The sequence below is a fragment of the Leisingera sp. SA215 genome, assembly GCF_055902035.1.
In genome coordinates, this window is sequence record NZ_JBVVXU010000001.1 from 763,558 (window position 1) to 778,992 (window position 15,435).

Here is a 15,435-nt window from a genome sequence, read left to right on the forward strand (position 1 = left end):
GCCGGTTTTGAACGATTCTTCACGGTTGCAGCCTGCTGAATTCGCGGAAATGTCGCTGCACCCCGGGCTGAGAGCAAGAAAATGTCCCTGCACAGCGTCTTTTTGATACCTTTGACGGTTGACGCCCCTGTCCAGCGCCCATAATGTCGCCCGCAACGCAAAAAGGAGCCTGTGGCCGTGACCACCCTAGTCGTAATCGTAGGAACCAAGCGCATGGGCCGGTAACGGTAAGCCATAATCGAACCCATGCGCCTCCGACTTGAAATCGGGGGCTTTTTTTATGCGTAACGGACGATGCCGCCAATTGGAGCAATAAGCAGATGACACGTGAAATGACCGGCGCAAAGATGGTTGTCCAAGCCCTGAAGGATCAGGGTGTGGACGTGGTCTTCGGATACCCAGGCGGCGCCGTGCTGCCGATCTATGACGAGATTTTTCTGCAAAATGACATCCGCCACGTGCTGGTACGGCATGAACAGGGCGCGGTGCACGCCGCCGAGGGTTATGCCCGCTCCACCGGAAAACCCGGCGTCGTGCTGGTGACCTCGGGCCCCGGCGCGACCAATGCGGTGACCGGCCTGACCGATGCGCTGCTGGATTCAATCCCGCTGGTGGTCCTCACCGGCCAGGTGCCGACCTTCATGATCGGTTCCGACGCCTTTCAGGAAGCCGACACCATCGGCATCACCCGGCCCTGCACCAAGCACAACTGGCTGGTCAAGGACACCGACAAGCTGGCCGGCACCCTACATGAAGCCTTTCATGTCGCCACCACGGGCCGTCCGGGCCCGGTTCTGGTCGACATTCCCAAAGACGTGCAGTTTGCAAGCGGCACCTATAACGGTCCGAAACCCGCTGCCTCCCACTACCAGCCGCAGGTCAAAGGCGACATGGAGGAAATCACCGAACTGGTCGCCGCCCTTGAGACGGCCAAACGCCCGGTGTTTTATACCGGCGGCGGGGTGATCAATTCCGGCTATGCGGCCAGCCAATTGCTGCGCGAGCTGGTGGACGGCACCGGCATCCCGGTGACCTCGACGCTGATGGGGCTTGGCGCCTATCCGGCCTCGGGCAAGAACTGGCTGGGCATGCTGGGGATGCATGGGCTGTATGAGGCCAACATGGCGATGCACGGCTGCGACCTGATGATCAACATCGGCGCCCGTTTTGACGACCGCATCACCGGCAAAATCGACGCCTTCAGCCCGAAGTCGAAGAAAGCGCATATCGACATCGACCCCTCCTCAATCAACAAGGTGATCCGGGTGGACATTCCGATTGTCGGCGATGTGGCCCATGTTCTGGAAGACATTCTGAAGATCTGGAAGTCGCGCGGCCGCAAGGTCAACCGCGAGGCGCTGGCCAAATGGCACAAGCAGATCGATGACTGGCGCGCGGTGAACTGCCTGAATTTCAAGAATTCGGACCAGACCATCAAACCGCAATATGCGCTGCAGCGCCTGGAAGAGCTGACCAAGGGCCATGACCGCTACATCACCACCGAGGTGGGCCAGCACCAGATGTGGGCGGCGCAGTATCTGAACTTCGAGGATCCGAACCGCTGGATGACCTCCGGCGGCCTGGGCACTATGGGCTATGGCTTCCCGGCCTCGATCGGCGCGCAAATGGCGCATCCGGATGCGCTGGTGATCAATGTCGCGGGGGAGGCGTCCTGGCTGATGAACATGCAGGAGATGGGCACCGCGGTGCAATTCCGCCTGCCGGTGAAGCAGTTCATCCTCAACAACGAGCGCCTCGGCATGGTGCGGCAGTGGCAGGAGCTGCTGCACGGCGAGCGCTACAGCCACAGCTGGTCCGAAGCGCTGCCCGATTTTGTGAAGCTCGCTGAGGCCTTCGGCGCCAAGGGCATCTGCGTCAGCGATCCCAAGGACCTGGATGATGCGATCATGGAAATGATCGAATACGACGGGCCGGTGATCTTTGACTGCCTGGTGGAAAAGCACGAAAACTGCTTCCCGATGATCCCGTCGGGCAAGGCGCATAACGAGATGCTGCTGGGCGAGGCCGATACCCAAGGCGTCATCCAGGCCGGCGGTGCGGTGCTGGTGTAACGCGGCAGCGCCGCAAAGTCTCAGGAAGAATTCTGCCAGAAGTTTTTCAGGAAACTTTTGGCGGCCACTAACAAAAGGACGACGTCTGATGTCTGCCCTGCATATCAAAAAAGGCTCCACCCGCCATTCCGCCTATAACCTGCGCCCGACGTTTTCGGATGAGCAGGAGCGGCACACCATTGCGGTGCTGGTGGAAAACGAACCCGGTGTCCTGGCCCGTGTCATCGGGCTGTTCTCGGGCCGCGGCTACAACATCGAAAGCCTGACGGTGGCCGAGGTGGACCATACCGGCCATCTATCGCGCATCACCATTGTCACCACCGGCACCCCGCAGGTGATCGAGCAGATCAAGGCCCAGCTGGGCCGCATCGTTTCGGTGCGCGACGTGCATGACCTGACCGTCGAAGGCGAGGCGGTCGAGCGCGAGCTGGCAATCCTGAAGGTCGCGGGTGAAGGCGACAAACGCGTCGAGGCGCTGCGGCTGGCGGATATCTTCCGCGCCAATGTGGTCGACAGCACGCTGAACAGCTTTGTTTTCGAGATTACCGGCGCGCCAGAGAAGATCGACGCCTTTGCCGATCTGATGCGTCCGCTCGGCTTGTCCGAGATTGCCCGCACCGGTGTTGCTGCGCTGCTGCGCGGCAATTGACCCTGCAGCCGGCCCGAAGAAGGGCCGGCAGTATCAGCCCGGCTTACATGAAGCGGCGCCGCAATGCGCCGCTTTTTTTCACAGAATGCTGCGGAAAGGGAACCACGGTTCCGTTTTCCTGTCCGGCGCCCGCCGCTTTGGCGCCGCGGCCTGCTGCGGCACACAGCCGGTCCGCCAGGTCCGGGCTGCCCTGCTCCAGCACTAGCGCAAGATTTTCCGCAATCCTGCAATTGCCATTCAATGTTAATTCACACTCGACCCAATCGCCTGGGTTCAGTTCCAGGAAATCTTCACTTGCCTTTCTCGTGTAAAAAGCAAGGTCACCCTGATCATCGCACCAAATAACGGCTTTGTTCAGTGGGTCGTCTCTCCATAAAACAATTCCAAACATACCAGTCCTCGCATTGCTGCATTCCAATTCTGGTACAATTGAGGTGACGCTAACATGGTAAAATACGCGCCGTGCTATTGCAATTTGTGTCAGCTTGACTAGCCTGATGACGTGAACTAGCAACAGGTTTGATGCTGAATGGATTCAACGCCGCGCGCCTCTTTGCCATTCTCTTGCATAAAACACTGTCAGACAGTGCTAAAATGCTGAAAACAGCCACGCCATCAGGGGCAATAATGACCAGCCAAACGCGATCGCCCGCCGACCTGAGGAACATGTTTGGCGCCAATTTGCGTCAATTGTCGCGCCAGTATCCGTCGATTTCCGAACTGTCGCGGCAGCTGGGGATCAACCGGACTCAATTCAACCGTTACCTGTCCGGAGAAAGCTTTCCGCGCCCGGACGTGCTGGACCGTATCTGCCAGTTTTTCGAAGTGGATGCCCGTATTCTGCTCGAGCCGGTGGCAAAGCTGTCAAAGGCCGGCCAGGTCATCAACGGCGCCTTTCTCGCCGATTTCCTGGGGTGCGGTGTGCTGCAACTTAGGGAAGAGTTTTTTCCGTCCGGATTCTACCGTTTCACCCGCCGCAGCTTTATCAATGACAACAAATTCGTCATCGGTCTGGTCTATGTGTTCCGCAACGCGGGGGTTACATATATCAAAGGCTTTGAGGCCAAGGAGGCAATGCGCGGCCAGGGCCTGCCCGACAGGCCCGGCGTCCGCGAATTCCGCGGCTACATCAGCGGCCACGAGGACGGCGTCGCCTTTGTTATCGCCCGCCGCAATGCCATGACCTACTCCTTCAACTACCTGGCCCGGGTGGCTTCGCTGGAGAACAACTTTTGGTCCGGCTATGTTGCCCGCACCATCCGGGAAAACGAAACCGGCGAGCGGGTGACGCGGATGGTCTATGAACACCTGGGCCGTAACACCAAACAGGTGCTGGCCGCTGCGCGCAGCGCAGGTTTCGCCGACGAGGCGGAACTGCTGCCGTTTCACCAGCGTCTGCTGCAGAGCAGCCAGCCCTTCCGCTGACGCTATTCAGCAGCAGCTTGGCGGTAGATGTGCCAAGTGGCGTGGCCAAGCAGCGGCAGCACCAGGAACAGCCCCAGGAACCACGGCAGCAGCGCGGCAAAGGTCACAGCTGCGATCAGCCCGGCCCAGATCATCATCACCGGAAAATTCTGCTGGACGTATTGGAAGCTGGTGATCATTGCGGTGACAAAATCCACCTCCCGGTCCAACAGCAGCGGCAGGGAAATCACCGTAATCATATAAAGCAGCAGCGCAAACAGGGCGCCCACAGCCGTCCCCACGGCAAGCATGACCAGCCCGTTGGCGGTCAGAAAAACCTCGGCTGAACTGGAGATATTGGTCATTGTGGCACGGCCCATGAACAGGGCGAAAATCATATGGCCAAGGAAAAACCAGAACAGGAACACCACAATGATGATGGCGCAGATAGAAGGCAGCTGGCGGCGGCTTTGCTGCAGAACCACGCCCAGGATCCTGCCGGCCGCTATCCCCCTGCCCTGCTCCAGACGGTGCGAGACCTCAAAAAGGCCCACCGCGGCAAAGGGTCCGATCAGCGGAAAACCGATCGCTGCAAGAACCAGCCAATAGGTGGTTCCGGTCTGAACCGTGACCCAGGCCATGGCCCAGCCTGCCAGCACATAAAAGCCCGCAAAAAACAGCCCGTACACAGGTTTCGCCCGGAAGTCCGCCCAGCCCCGGCGCAGTGCCTCAAACAGCATCCGAGTCGAAACCGGCCGCAGCGGCGGCACCCCAAAGGGCTTCTCAGTGGTCATCGCGGTTTGTCCTCCCATTAGGTCTATTTGCCAGCCTAGCCGCGAACCCGCTGTTAAAAAATGCCTTTGGGATACATGTTCTCAATTCCTTTACCGGTCCAGCCATCCGGCCCGCCGGACCCGGTGGCGATCACCTCCCCCTTGGCCCGTTCCGCATCGCTGTTTCACCGTCAAAGATCGGATTCACCTTGACCTTGGCCATGGCAAAACCCTGCTCGTTCAATAGCTGAAACCGGTAATGCCGGTTTCGCTGCCGGAAGCAATGAGGCTGAACTGCAGGTTTAGTACGCCAAAAATTGACAGTTAAATGAACGCGAACGGAAAAAGAGCCTCAGGGCCGGGCACCCTGAGGCTCTTTTTCTTTTCCGGTCCGTGCGCTGGTTCCGGCACCGTGACGGGTCAGTCCTCGCCCTGCGCCTCGGAGCGGCTTTTGCCGGCCACATTCATCGCCAGCGTTGCGCCCATGAACCCGTCCAGATCACCGTCCAGCACGCCCTTGGTGTCCGACGTCTCGTGGCTGGTGCGCAGGTCTTTGACCATCTGGTATGGCTGCAGCACATAAGACCGGATCTGGTTGCCCCAGCCCGCATCGCCCTTGGCTTCATGGGCGGCGTTGATCTCGGCATTGCGGCGGTCCAGCTCCTGCTGATACAGGCGTGATTTCAGCGCCTTCATGGCAATGTCGCGGTTCTGGTGCTGCGATTTCTCGGACGAGGTCACCACGATGCCGGTTGGAATGTGGGTGATCCGCACCGCCGAGTCGGTGGTGTTCACGTGCTGGCCGCCTGCCCCCGAGGAGCGGTAAGTGTCGACGCGGATATCCGACGGGTTCACGTCAATCTCGATATTGTCGTCCACCACCGGGTAGACCCAGACCGAGCTGAAGGAGGTGTGCCGCTTGGCCGCCGAGTCATAGGGCGAGATCCGCACCAGCCGGTGCACGCCGCTTTCGGATTTCAGCCAGCCATAGGCATTGTGGCCGGAGATTTTATAAGCGGCGGATTTGATGCCGGCTTCGTCGCCCGCGCTTTCGGACTGCAGCTCGACCTTGTAGCCCTTTTTCTCGGCCCAGCGGACATACATCCGCGCCAGCATCGACGCCCAGTCGCAGCTTTCAGTGCCGCCGGCGCCTGCGTTGATTTCAAGGAAGGTGTCATTGGCATCGGCCTCGCCGTCCAGCAGCGCTTCCAGCTCTTTCTCGGCGGCCTTGGCTTTGAGCGCCGCAAGGGCAGCCTCAGCATCCTTGATGACCTCGTCATCCTCTTCCATCTCCCCCAGCTCGATCAGCTCGATATTGTCGGAGAGGTCCTGTTTGATGCCCTTGTAGGTATCGATCGCATCCACCAGCGCCTGGCGTTCGCGCATCAGCTTCTGGGCCGCCTCGGGGTCGTCCCACAGGTTCGGATCCTCGACCCGCGCGTTGAACTCCTCCAGGCGGAATTCAGCGGTTTCCCAGTTCAGCCGCTGGGCCAGCAGCTCCAGCGATTTCTCGATGTCCGCCACGATGTTCTGGGTTTCCGCGCGCATGGGGTGTCCTTGCAATCTTGGGCATTTTCAGGTCAGGCCTGCGTGATAGACCACCCTTGCGCCGCGGGCAAGCCGACAGCGGCGCAAGCTGCGGTCCAGGTCAGTACAAGCCGCCGGAGCTGATGGTGCCGAAGGTCGCCTTGGGCCCCAGCACGGCGGTGCCGCCGCTGGACGTGGTCACTTTGCGGCCGGACTCCTGCACCTCCTCGATCAGAGGCAGGTTCGATCCCATCGCAAAGCCGCCATCATAGGTGAGGCCGAAGATCGGCTCGGCACCGTCGCGGAAATACTCCGCCACCACATAGGCGCCTGACGCATTGTCGGGCAGCCGTGCGCCGGTATAGCGGTCGATCTTGATGAAATGGCCGCCTTCCGGCACGTCAAAGGGGCCGCCGCCGAATTTCTCGGTCGCCTTTTTCATGAATTGCTGGAACACCGGACCGCACATGGTGCCGCCATAGGCGCCGCGGCCCATCGGGCGGGGCTGGTCAAAGCCCATGTAGCAGCCGGCCACGATGTTGGAGGTGAAGCCGACAAACCAGACATCACGGGAATCGTTGGTGGTGCCGGTCTTGCCCGCAGTGGGCACCGGCAGGTTGATCACGCTCGAGGCGGTGCCGCGGTCGACCACGCCCCGCAGCATCGAAGTCAGCTGATAAGCGGTGATCGGATCCATCACCTGCTCCCGGTCGGTGACAATCCGCGGCGCCTGGCCGGGGGCCAGATCGGGGTCGGCGCATTCAACGCAGTCGCGGTCGTCATGCCGGTAAATCGTGCGCCCGAAACGGTCCTGCACCCGGTCGACCAGCGTCGGCTTCACCCGTTCGCCGCCATTGGCAAACATCGCATAGGCCGCCACCATCTTGTAAAGCGTGGTCTCCTCCGCCCCCAGCGAGTTGGCAAGGAAGGTGCCCATGTTGTCATAGACGCCAAAGCGTTCGGCATAGCCCGCAACCACCGGCATCCCGACCTCCTGCGCAAGGCGGATGGTCATCAGGTTCCGGCTGCGCTCGATCCCGGTGCGCAGGGGCGTCGGGCCGTAGAATTTGTTGGAGGAGTTCTTGGGACGCCACAGGCCCTGCGGCGTATCAATCTCGATCGGGGCATCGACCACGATGGTCGCCGGGCTGTAACCGCTGTCCAGCGCCGCCGCATAGACAAACGGCTTAAAGCTGGAGCCGGGCTGGCGCAGCGCCTGGGTCGCGCGGTTGAACACCGAATGCTGGTAGGAAAAGCCGCCCTGCATCGCCAGAACCCGGCCGGTGTTCACGTCCATCGCCACAAAGCCGCCCTGCACTTCCGGCACCTGGCGCAGCGACCAGTGGCTGAAGGCATCGTCTTTCTTTTCGGCCCGCACCAGCACCACATCGCCGCGGGTGAAATTATCGGCAAAGCTGCCCTTCATCCATTTGATGTCGGAGCGCGGCACAGTGCCCGTGCCCTCATTGTCTTCGACACCGACGGTCAGCGATTTGTCACCAACCTCCAGCACCACAGCCGGATACCATTTGCCGCCCAGTGCGATATCACGGGACACATCGGCATTGGCCAGCGCCTCGCGCCAGCTGGCCTCATCCGCCAGCTGCGCCTCTTCCAGTGTCACCCCCGTGCCGCGCCATCTCCCGCGCGAGCGGTCGTATTTCTGCAAGCCGCCGCGCATCGCCAGCGCCGCTTCTGCCTGCATCTCGTGGTCGATGGTGGCGCGCACGGTAAAGCCGCCGGTGAAAAATTCGCCCTCGCCGAAGTCCTGGGTCAGCTGGCGGCGGATTTCATCGGTGAAGTAATCGCGTGGCGGCAGCGCGGTGCGGAAGCTTTCGAAATCGCCGTTCTGCACCGAGCGCAGCGGTTGCGCCACTTCGACGCCGTAGACATCCCGCGAGATATAGCCGTTCTCCCGCATTTCCCGCAGCACGTAGTTGCGGCGGGCCAGCAACCGTTCCTTTTGGCGCACCGGGTGATAATCCGACGGCGCCTTGGGCATCGCCGCGAGCGTTGCCGCCTCATGCGGGGCCAGCTCGCTCAGGGTCTTGTTGAAATAGGTCTGCGCCGCCGCCGTCACGCCATAGGAATTCTGGCCCAGGAAGATCTCGTTCAGATAGAGCTCCAGAATCCGTTCCTTATCAAGCGTCTCCTCCAGCCTGGTGGCGAGGATAATCTCCTTGATCTTGCGCTCGGCGCGGCGGTCGCCGGACAACAGGAAGTTCTTCATCACCTGCTGGGTGATTGTGGAGGCGCCGCGCACGGTCTGCCCGCGCGAGCGCACTGCCTCGATCGCTGCCGCAGCAATGCCGCGGGCGTCATAGCCGCTGTGGCTGTAGAAATTCTTGTCCTCGGCCGAGATGAAAGCCTGTTTCACCAGATCCGGAATATCCGCCGACGGCGTGAACAGGCGCCGCTCCTTGGCAAACTCGTCAATCATATGGCCTTCGCCCGAATAGATCCGGCTGATCGTCGGCGGCTGGTACTGGGCCAGCGAGTCGTGGCTCGGCAGGTCGCGCCCGTAGATCCAGAACACCGCTCCAATGGTCAGCGCCACCATCGCCACCCCAAGGGTGATGGTGCTGAAGATGGAACCAAAGAAGGAGAGTATGAACCTGAGCACGGGGTTGGCCTTTCTCGCGAGGTGCCGCCTATATAGATGCGGCGGTGTCCGGGGTCAAAGCATGCGGCGGCGAAATAGTGCTGTCTTTAACCCTGCCGCCCGATGAATTGGTTTTAAGCCGTCTGTGATGTATCCTGACCGGGCAATACTAACAACGGCTGCCCCATTTTCGCAAAGCTTGCCGCGGTTCGGCGCAAGCGGCGGGCAGGCTGAACGCAGGCGCACGCAATCGCCGCCCCGGCCTGCCTCCCCATCCACCGCCTGCCAGCCTCTGCGCGCACCCGATTCAGGTTTCACCCGGCAGCCCGAAAGGTGGAGGAGACTGCAATGGCCAAACTCGGAGCTTCGGTCGGTGGCGGCAAGACTGCCGTGAACGACCCCAAGGACGTTGTGCTGGTTCAGAAGATGCTCAACGATCATGCCGCCTCGGTCGGCTACAAACGGGTGCCGACCAACGGCAAGGTGGGCCAGCCGACGATCCTCGCCATCGGCCAGTTTCAGCAGCAGGTGGTGAAATCCAAGGTGACCAGCCTGGTCGAGCCCGGCTCCAAAACCTTCAAGATGCTGAACATGCCGCCCGCCAAGGTCGCCGAACAATTCGCCAAGGCGCAGGGCGGCAGGCCGCTTCCTGCCAAGGGCAAGGTCTATGAGGTGAAATGGCGGGGCAAGACCCACTGGTTCACCGAGGACGACATGGGCACCGCCATGGAGGCCATCCAGGGCCGTCTGCACACCGAGACCATGGCCTTCATGAGCACCCTGCGGAACTATCAGGACCAGTACCGCGAGATGAAAAAGGGGTTCTGGACCTTCTTCGTGAAAATGGTGACGCCCAATGCCGACATCGAACGCCCGGCTAAGTCGCTGAAGAAGGCCGACGCTGCTGTCGGCAAGCTGGTGGACATGACCTATGGCAAGAACAAGAAAAGCCTGATGGCGTCCTTCAAGCAGATGACACAGACCAAGATCCTGCTCGATGCAGTGGCGATGGACCTGAACATGCTGTCCAAGGAACTGGGGCAAAGCGCCAAGATATGCGAGGAAATCTCGGTCGACCTGCGCGACGGCGCCGCCGACATCGTGCAGCTGATCCTGGTCACCAACGGTGTGAACCCGACCACCGCCGGCGCCGTTGTCGCTGCCAGCAAGAACACGGTTCAGGAGATCGCCAACGGCGTCATCCTCAAGGGGCAATGGGTCAAGGCCGGCGGCGTGGCCGGCTCCTTCAAGCGCGTCACCTTTGCCGCGGTGGCGGGCGGCTTCTCGGGCTGGCTGGGCGCCAAGGCCGGTCAGCTGATCATGAAAGGGGTCGGCGAGCGGCTGGCCAGCCGGATGGTCAACTCACGCTGGATCAACAAATACCTGTGGAGCACCGCTGCCCGCTGGGGCGGCAAGGAAATCGAGATCATCCTTGGCCGCTTCACCGCCATTCCGCGCAAGATCGGCGCCGAGATCGTGCTGCAAACCGTCCTGCGGATGGCGCATAAATTCTTCACCGGGCGGGCCATCGCCAAGGCTTTGACCAATCACATGAACGCCCTGGAAAAAATCGTCAGCTCCTGCATGGAGAAAAGCAAGGCCGAGGGTCAGCTCATGGACTGCATCGCCGCCAAGCTGGAAAAACAGGGGCTTTTGGCAAAGGTCGCCAATGACATCCTGGCCCCGCACAAGCAGGCGCTGGAACGCGAGATCGAAAAGGCACTGGCCAAGGCCGAAACCGCCTAGAGCAAGGCCCGCAAAGCGGCTGGAACCCGCCGCCGGTGCTACTGCCGCACCAGCGCGCGGCGGGCGTCGTCCTGCGCCCGCCAGGTGATCAGCCCGTTCAGAATGCCACGGGCCGCTTGGACCCGCCAATCCGGGTCCACCAGGTTTTGCAAGTCCCGCGTGCTGGACAGAAATCCGATCTCCACCAGCACCGAAGGGATATCCGCCGATTTCAGCACCGAAAACCCGGCCGAGCGCAGCGGCCGGTTGTTGATCGGACGCCCCTGCCCGCGCAGCCCGTCGATCAGCGCCACCGCCAAGGCATCGCTGCGCGGCTGGGTCTCCTGCCGGGCCAGATCCAGCATCACTGCCGCCACCTTGTCGTCCGCTTGGCTCAGGTCGGTGCCAGACAGCAGATCACCGCGCAGGTGCCGCTCCGCCAGCTTGGCCGAGGCCACGTCGGAGGCTTCCTTGGACAGCGTATAAACGGTGGAGCCATGCGCCCGCCCCTCGGAAATTGTGTCGGCATGCAGCGAGATGAACACATCCGCCCCGGCCTGATGCGCCATCGCGATGCGCCGCTCCAGCGAGACGAAATAATCGCCATCGCGGGTCAAAATCACGGTGAACTGGCCTGAACGCACCAGCGCCTCGCCCAGCTCCCGCGCAAATTGCAGCATCAGGTGTTTTTCAACGACCACTTCGGTCTCCGCCCCTGGATCAATGCCGCCATGCCCGGGGTCAAGCATCACCAGCAGCGGTGCATTTTCGTCGCGCACGCCCTTGCCCGGCATGGTTTGCGGCGCAGGCAGATCCCAGCGCGGATCCTGCGGGGCGCCGGCGGCGGCGGCAAAATCTTCCGCCGCGGCGGGCTCAAGCGTCACCGCCAGCCGGGCGGCGGCGGTCACTTGGTCCACTGTCATTGCCGCCGTGGACACCTTCATCGGCCCTGCCAGCTGCAGAACCAGCCGCGACCAGCCCGGCACATAGGTGCCGAATTGCGCCGCGGTGATCTGCTCGCCCTGCAGCAGATTTTCCGCCGTCAGCCCGCTCCAGTCGACCTCCTGGAAATCCAGCACCAGCCGCGGCGGGCCGTCCAGGGTGAACAGCCGGTACGGCACCCCCTGGCTCAGCCCCAGCGCCACCTCGGCGCCCCGCCCTGCATCGCGGACCCGGCTGGTCTCCGCATCAACGCGAGCCAGCCCGGTGAAACTGCTGCCGCTGTTTTGCGCCCAGGCGCCCGCGGCCAGCAACCAGATCAGTGCGGTTAAGGAAATCAGTCTGCCCATGCTCGTCTCTTGGTGTTTTCCGGGCAGACTAGGCAATTCCACCCGGATTGGAAATCCGCCTTCTGCCACTGCCGCAGGTCACTCCCTGGAGGCCATGAACAGTTCAAGACGCGCCAGCCCCTCTTCGATATCCGCAGTAGAGCGGGCATAGGAGAACCGCAGCGTCGTGGCCCCGCGCACCGGGTCAAAATCCAGCCCCGGCGTCACCGCAACCCCCGCCTTATCAAGGATTTCCGCGGCAAAGCTGCGGCTGTCCGCGGTCAGGTCCGACACATCGGCATAGACATAAAATGCCCCGTCCGGCGGTGCAATTCTGGTGAAACCAGCCTTGGGCAGCCCGTCCAGCATCAGCTGGCGGTTCCTTGCATAAACGGCCAGGTTGCCGCGCAACTCATCCTCGCAGTCCATCGCTGCCAGCGCCGCCACCTGGCTGGCGTGCGGTGCGCAGATGAACATATTCTGGGCGATGCGTTCCACCACCCGGACATGATCCTCGGGCACCACCATCCAGCCAACCCGCCAGCCGGTCATCGAAAAGAACTTGGAGAAGGAGTTGATAACGTAAGCCTCATCGGTCAGCTGCAGCGCGGTGACCGCCTTCGCCTCATATTCCAGCCCGTGATAGATCTCGTCCGAAATGAAACTGGCGCCCTCGGCCCGCGCCGCCTCGATCAGCGCGCCCATTGCAGCCTGGTCCAGCATGGTGCCGGTCGGATTGGCAGGCGAGGCCACCATCAGGCCCGCCAGGTCCTGCCCCTTCAGATCCGCAGGCACTGGCTGCAGGCGGTTTTCCGGTGCGGTCTGGATATCCACCGGCGTCAGCCCCAGCGCTTTCAGGATCTGCCGGTAGGACGGGTAGCCTGGCGCGCCGATCCCGACCCTGTCGCCGCTGTCGAACAGCGCGGTGAAACTCAGCAGAAAGGCGCCGGATGAGCCCGGTGTCACGATCACCCGCTCCGGGTTCAGATCCACGTTGTACCAATCGCCGTAGAGCCGCGCGATACGCTGACGCAGTTCCGGCAGACCCAATGCAACTGTATAGCCCAACGCATTGTTTTCCAGCGCATTCCCCAGCGTCTTCAAGGCACCGGAGGGCGCCCCCGTCGACGGCTGTCCGACCTCCATATGGATGATGTGGCGGCCAGCGTCCTCGGCTTTGCGGGCGGCCTCCATCACGTCCATCACAATAAACGGATCAACGCTGGATCGGCTTGAGTTTCGCATTCTGATCTCCCATGGTGCGCGCATGAGTTTTGACCGTTTCTTCCGGCTGGCGTCAATCCCGGCTCTGTTGTTTTGCGCGCTGTTTCAATTTGCAGCGGCGGCGCAGGCGGCATCGATCTCGCTGCTGCGGGACCCCGATATCGAACACGGGCTGAACCGGCTGGCGGCTCCGGTGCTGCGGGCCGCGGGACTGAATGCAAACCGGGTCCGGATCCTGCTGGTCAATGATTCGTCCTTCAATGCCTTTGTCCTGGATTCACGAACGATTTTCGTGAATTACGGGCTGATCCTGAAAGTGACGTCCCCCGAGATGCTGCAGGCGGTGATCGCCCATGAGGCAGCCCATATCACCAATGGCCATTTGGCGCGGCGGATGCAGAACCTGCGCTCCGCCAACAGCGCTGCCGGATTGGGCTTGGCACTGGCGGTACTGGCAGCTGCGTCCGGCGCGGGCGAGGCCGCAGGCGGCCTCGCCATCGGCACGCAGAATTCCGCGCTGCGCGGCTTTCTGGCCCATACCCGCGCCGAAGAAAGCTCAGCCGACCGTTCCGCCGCAGATTATCTCAACCGCGCAGGCATCAGTCCGCAGGGGCTGGTCGATTTGCACCGCGCCTTTGCCGGCCAGGAGGTGCTGAGTGGCGGCAGCCAGGATCCCTACACCCGCTCGCATCCCTTGAGCCGCGACCGTATCCGTGCCGCCCAGGCCTATCTCGCGGCGCATGGCGACAAAGGCGAGACCAGTGCCGAGGCCCAATACTGGTTTGCCCGGGTGCGCGGCAAGCTGTCGGGATTTACCCGGGCCCCGAAATGGACCCTGCGCCGGGTGCGTGAGGAACAGTATAAAGACGTGCGCCTGATGCGCGAAGCTGCCGCCTATCACCGGCAGAGAAACCTGAAGAAAGCCCTGAAGTCGGTGAACGGGGCACTGGCGATCCGGCCCTCCGACCCTTTCTATCATGAGCTGAAAGGCCAGATCCTGATAGAAAACCGGCAATGGAGCGCCGCTTTGGCCGCCTATGGCAAGGCGGTGAAACTAGCCCCCAAGGATCCGCTGATCCTGACCGGTTACGGCCGCGCCCAGCTGGCCGCGGGCCGGCCGCAAGCCGCCTTGAAGACCATGGAACGCGCCCGCGCCATTGATTTCCGCAACACGGTGCTGCTGCGCGACATGTCGCTGGCCTATGCCAAAACCGGCCAGCGCGGTCTGGCGGCACTGGTCACCGCCGAACGTTATGCCTTGCAAGGGCGTCTGGATGACGCCGGAATTCATGCCAAACGGGCCGTCGCACAGCTGCCTGCAGGATCCGCCGCCGCGCGGCGTGCACAGGATGTGCTGACGGCCTATGAACAAGCTCAGAAAAGGAAAAGACGAAAATGAAACCCTTCACCCGCGCCGCCACGGCGGCAGCCACCGCCCTCGCCCTGCTGAGCCCCCCGGCGCAGGCGCTGGACCTCAGCAATATGTCCGAATCTGAACGCGACGCTTTCGGCGAACAGATCCGTGCCTACCTGCTGGAAAACCCCGAACTGATCCTGGAAGCGGTTGATCTGCTGGAGCAGCGCCAGCAACAGGCCGAAGCCGCCCGTGACGACACGCTGGTCGCCGATAACCTGGAAGAGCTGCAGAACGATGGCTACTCCTGGGTCGGCGGCAATCCGGACGGCGACATCACCCTGGTTGAATTCATGGATTACCGCTGCGGCTACTGCCGCCGGGCCGCACCCGAAGTGGCCAAACTGCTGGAAAGCGACGGCAATATCCGCCTGGTGATCAAGGAATTCCCGATTCTGGGCGAAGCCTCGGTGCTGTCGTCGCGTTTTGCCGTGGCAACGAAACTGGTCGCGGGGAACGAAGCCTACAAGCAGGTGCATGATGCGCTGATTGAGTTTGGCAGCGAGCCGAACGAGGTCGCCTTGCGCCGGATCGCGGACGGGCTGTCATTGGATGGCGATGCGATCTTTGCCAGGATGGACAGCAAAGAGGTAACGGAGGAGCTGCGCCAGACCCGCGCACTTGCGCAGCGCATGGCGATTTCCGGCACCCCGACTTTTGTGCTCGGCAATGAGCTGCTGCGCGGCTTCCTGCCCGCCGATCAGATGGAGATCATGGTGGCTGAAATCCGCGACCGGCAAAGCTGACGCCTGACGCGGAACCGGCGGAACCGGGGCT

Annotated in this window: 12 protein-coding genes; 6 read left to right on the plus strand and 6 right to left on the minus strand. The window is 62.0% G+C overall.

Features of this window, described 5'->3' with window-relative positions:
* Nucleotides 1-320 precede the first annotated feature (320 nt).
* Nucleotides 321-2,072, plus strand: coding sequence for an acetolactate synthase 3 large subunit (locus AC0KW6_RS03660; RefSeq protein WP_474034108.1), 1,752 nt, complete (start codon nt 321-323; stop codon nt 2,070-2,072).
* Between the two features lie 88 nt (nt 2,073-2,160).
* Nucleotides 2,161-2,721 carry an acetolactate synthase small subunit gene (gene ilvN / locus AC0KW6_RS03665; protein WP_323783367.1) on the plus strand — a complete coding sequence of 187 codons (561 nt, stop codon included), beginning with the start codon at nt 2,161-2,163 and terminating at the stop codon, nt 2,719-2,721.
* A 43-nt stretch (nt 2,722-2,764) separates the two neighbouring features.
* On the opposite strand, the gene AC0KW6_RS03670 is transcribed toward ilvN, so the two are convergent.
* On the minus strand, nt 2,765-3,112 hold the full coding sequence (locus AC0KW6_RS03670) for a hypothetical protein (RefSeq protein WP_323783365.1): 348 nt from the start codon (nt 3,110-3,112) through the stop codon (nt 2,765-2,767).
* Between the two features lie 236 nt (nt 3,113-3,348).
* On the opposite strand from AC0KW6_RS03670, the gene AC0KW6_RS03675 reads away from it, so the two are divergent.
* Complete coding sequence (locus AC0KW6_RS03675; RefSeq protein WP_474034109.1) at nt 3,349-4,146, plus strand: helix-turn-helix domain-containing protein; 798 nt, start codon at nt 3,349-3,351, stop codon at nt 4,144-4,146.
* Nucleotides 4,147-4,148: 2 nt separating this feature from the next.
* On the opposite strand, the gene AC0KW6_RS03680 is transcribed toward AC0KW6_RS03675, so the two are convergent.
* The 3 genes from AC0KW6_RS03680 to AC0KW6_RS03690 all read right to left on the minus strand — a co-directional run bounded on the left by AC0KW6_RS03680 (nt 4,149) and on the right by AC0KW6_RS03690 (nt 9,048).
* Nucleotides 4,149-4,919: a DUF2189 domain-containing protein gene (locus tag AC0KW6_RS03680; RefSeq protein ID WP_323783361.1), complete on the minus strand. Its 771-nt coding sequence runs from the start codon at nt 4,917-4,919 to the stop codon at nt 4,149-4,151.
* Nucleotides 4,920-5,318: 399 nt separating this feature from the next.
* Nucleotides 5,319-6,446: a peptide chain release factor 2 gene (prfB, locus tag AC0KW6_RS03685; RefSeq protein WP_323783359.1), complete on the minus strand. Its 1,128-nt coding sequence runs from the start codon at nt 6,444-6,446 to the stop codon at nt 5,319-5,321.
* A gap of 100 nt (nt 6,447-6,546) precedes the next feature.
* Nucleotides 6,547-9,048, minus strand: coding sequence for a penicillin-binding protein 1A (locus AC0KW6_RS03690; protein ID WP_474034110.1), 2,502 nt, complete (start codon nt 9,046-9,048; stop codon nt 6,547-6,549).
* A gap of 327 nt (nt 9,049-9,375) precedes the next feature.
* On the opposite strand from AC0KW6_RS03690, the gene AC0KW6_RS03695 reads away from it, so the two are divergent.
* On the plus strand, nt 9,376-10,773 hold the full coding sequence (locus tag AC0KW6_RS03695) for a nucleotidyl cyclase domain-containing protein (protein ID WP_474034111.1): 1,398 nt from the start codon (nt 9,376-9,378) through the stop codon (nt 10,771-10,773).
* Nucleotides 10,774-10,811: 38 nt separating this feature from the next.
* Here the strand turns inward: AC0KW6_RS03695 and AC0KW6_RS03700 are convergent, their stop codons facing one another.
* Together AC0KW6_RS03700 and AC0KW6_RS03705 are read right to left on the minus strand one after the other, a co-directional pair.
* Nucleotides 10,812-12,041: an N-acetylmuramoyl-L-alanine amidase gene (locus AC0KW6_RS03700; RefSeq protein WP_474034112.1), complete on the minus strand. Its 1,230-nt coding sequence runs from the start codon at nt 12,039-12,041 to the stop codon at nt 10,812-10,814.
* 78 nt (nt 12,042-12,119) lie between these two features.
* A complete protein-coding gene (locus AC0KW6_RS03705) occupies nt 12,120-13,265 on the minus strand; it encodes a pyridoxal phosphate-dependent aminotransferase (protein WP_323782603.1) in 1,146 nt (381 codons plus the stop codon).
* 22 nt (nt 13,266-13,287) lie between these two features.
* Here AC0KW6_RS03705 and AC0KW6_RS03710 point away from each other — a divergent pair, with 22 nt between their 5' ends.
* Both AC0KW6_RS03710 and AC0KW6_RS03715 read left to right on the plus strand, forming a co-directional pair.
* Entirely contained in the window at nt 13,288-14,643 is a 1,356-nt protein-coding gene (locus AC0KW6_RS03710; protein ID WP_323782606.1) for a M48 family metalloprotease, read from the plus strand.
* The gene (locus AC0KW6_RS03715; protein ID WP_474034113.1) at nt 14,640-15,404 is read left to right on the plus strand and encodes a DsbA family protein; all 765 of its coding nucleotides are present in this window, start codon (nt 14,640-14,642) and stop codon (nt 15,402-15,404) included. Before AC0KW6_RS03710 ends, AC0KW6_RS03715 begins: the two co-directional genes overlap by 4 nt.
* The last annotated feature ends 31 nt before the right edge of the window (nt 15,405-15,435 follow it).

Excerpts from the sequence above, each read along its gene's own strand:
- AC0KW6_RS03700 (WP_474034112.1), bottom strand. The coding sequence starts at position 12,041 with ATGGGCAGACTGATTTCCTTAACCGCACTGATCTGGTTGCTGGCCGCG.
- AC0KW6_RS03710 (WP_323782606.1), top strand. The coding sequence starts at position 13,288 with ATGAGTTTTGACCGTTTCTTCCGGCTGGCGTCAATCCCGGCTCTGTTG.
- AC0KW6_RS03660 (WP_474034108.1), top strand. The coding sequence starts at position 321 with ATGACACGTGAAATGACCGGCGCAAAGATGGTTGTCCAAGCCCTGAAG.
- AC0KW6_RS03680 (WP_323783361.1), bottom strand. The coding sequence starts at position 4,919 with ATGACCACTGAGAAGCCCTTTGGGGTGCCGCCGCTGCGGCCGGTTTCG.
- AC0KW6_RS03695 (WP_474034111.1), top strand. The coding sequence starts at position 9,376 with ATGGCCAAACTCGGAGCTTCGGTCGGTGGCGGCAAGACTGCCGTGAAC.
- ilvN (WP_323783367.1), top strand. The coding sequence starts at position 2,161 with ATGTCTGCCCTGCATATCAAAAAAGGCTCCACCCGCCATTCCGCCTAT.
- AC0KW6_RS03705 (WP_323782603.1), bottom strand. The coding sequence starts at position 13,265 with ATGCGAAACTCAAGCCGATCCAGCGTTGATCCGTTTATTGTGATGGAC.
- AC0KW6_RS03715 (WP_474034113.1), top strand. The coding sequence starts at position 14,640 with ATGAAACCCTTCACCCGCGCCGCCACGGCGGCAGCCACCGCCCTCGCC.
- AC0KW6_RS03670 (WP_323783365.1), bottom strand. The coding sequence starts at position 3,112 with ATGTTTGGAATTGTTTTATGGAGAGACGACCCACTGAACAAAGCCGTT.
- AC0KW6_RS03675 (WP_474034109.1), top strand. The coding sequence starts at position 3,349 with ATGACCAGCCAAACGCGATCGCCCGCCGACCTGAGGAACATGTTTGGC.
- prfB (WP_323783359.1), bottom strand. The coding sequence starts at position 6,446 with ATGCGCGCGGAAACCCAGAACATCGTGGCGGACATCGAGAAATCGCTG.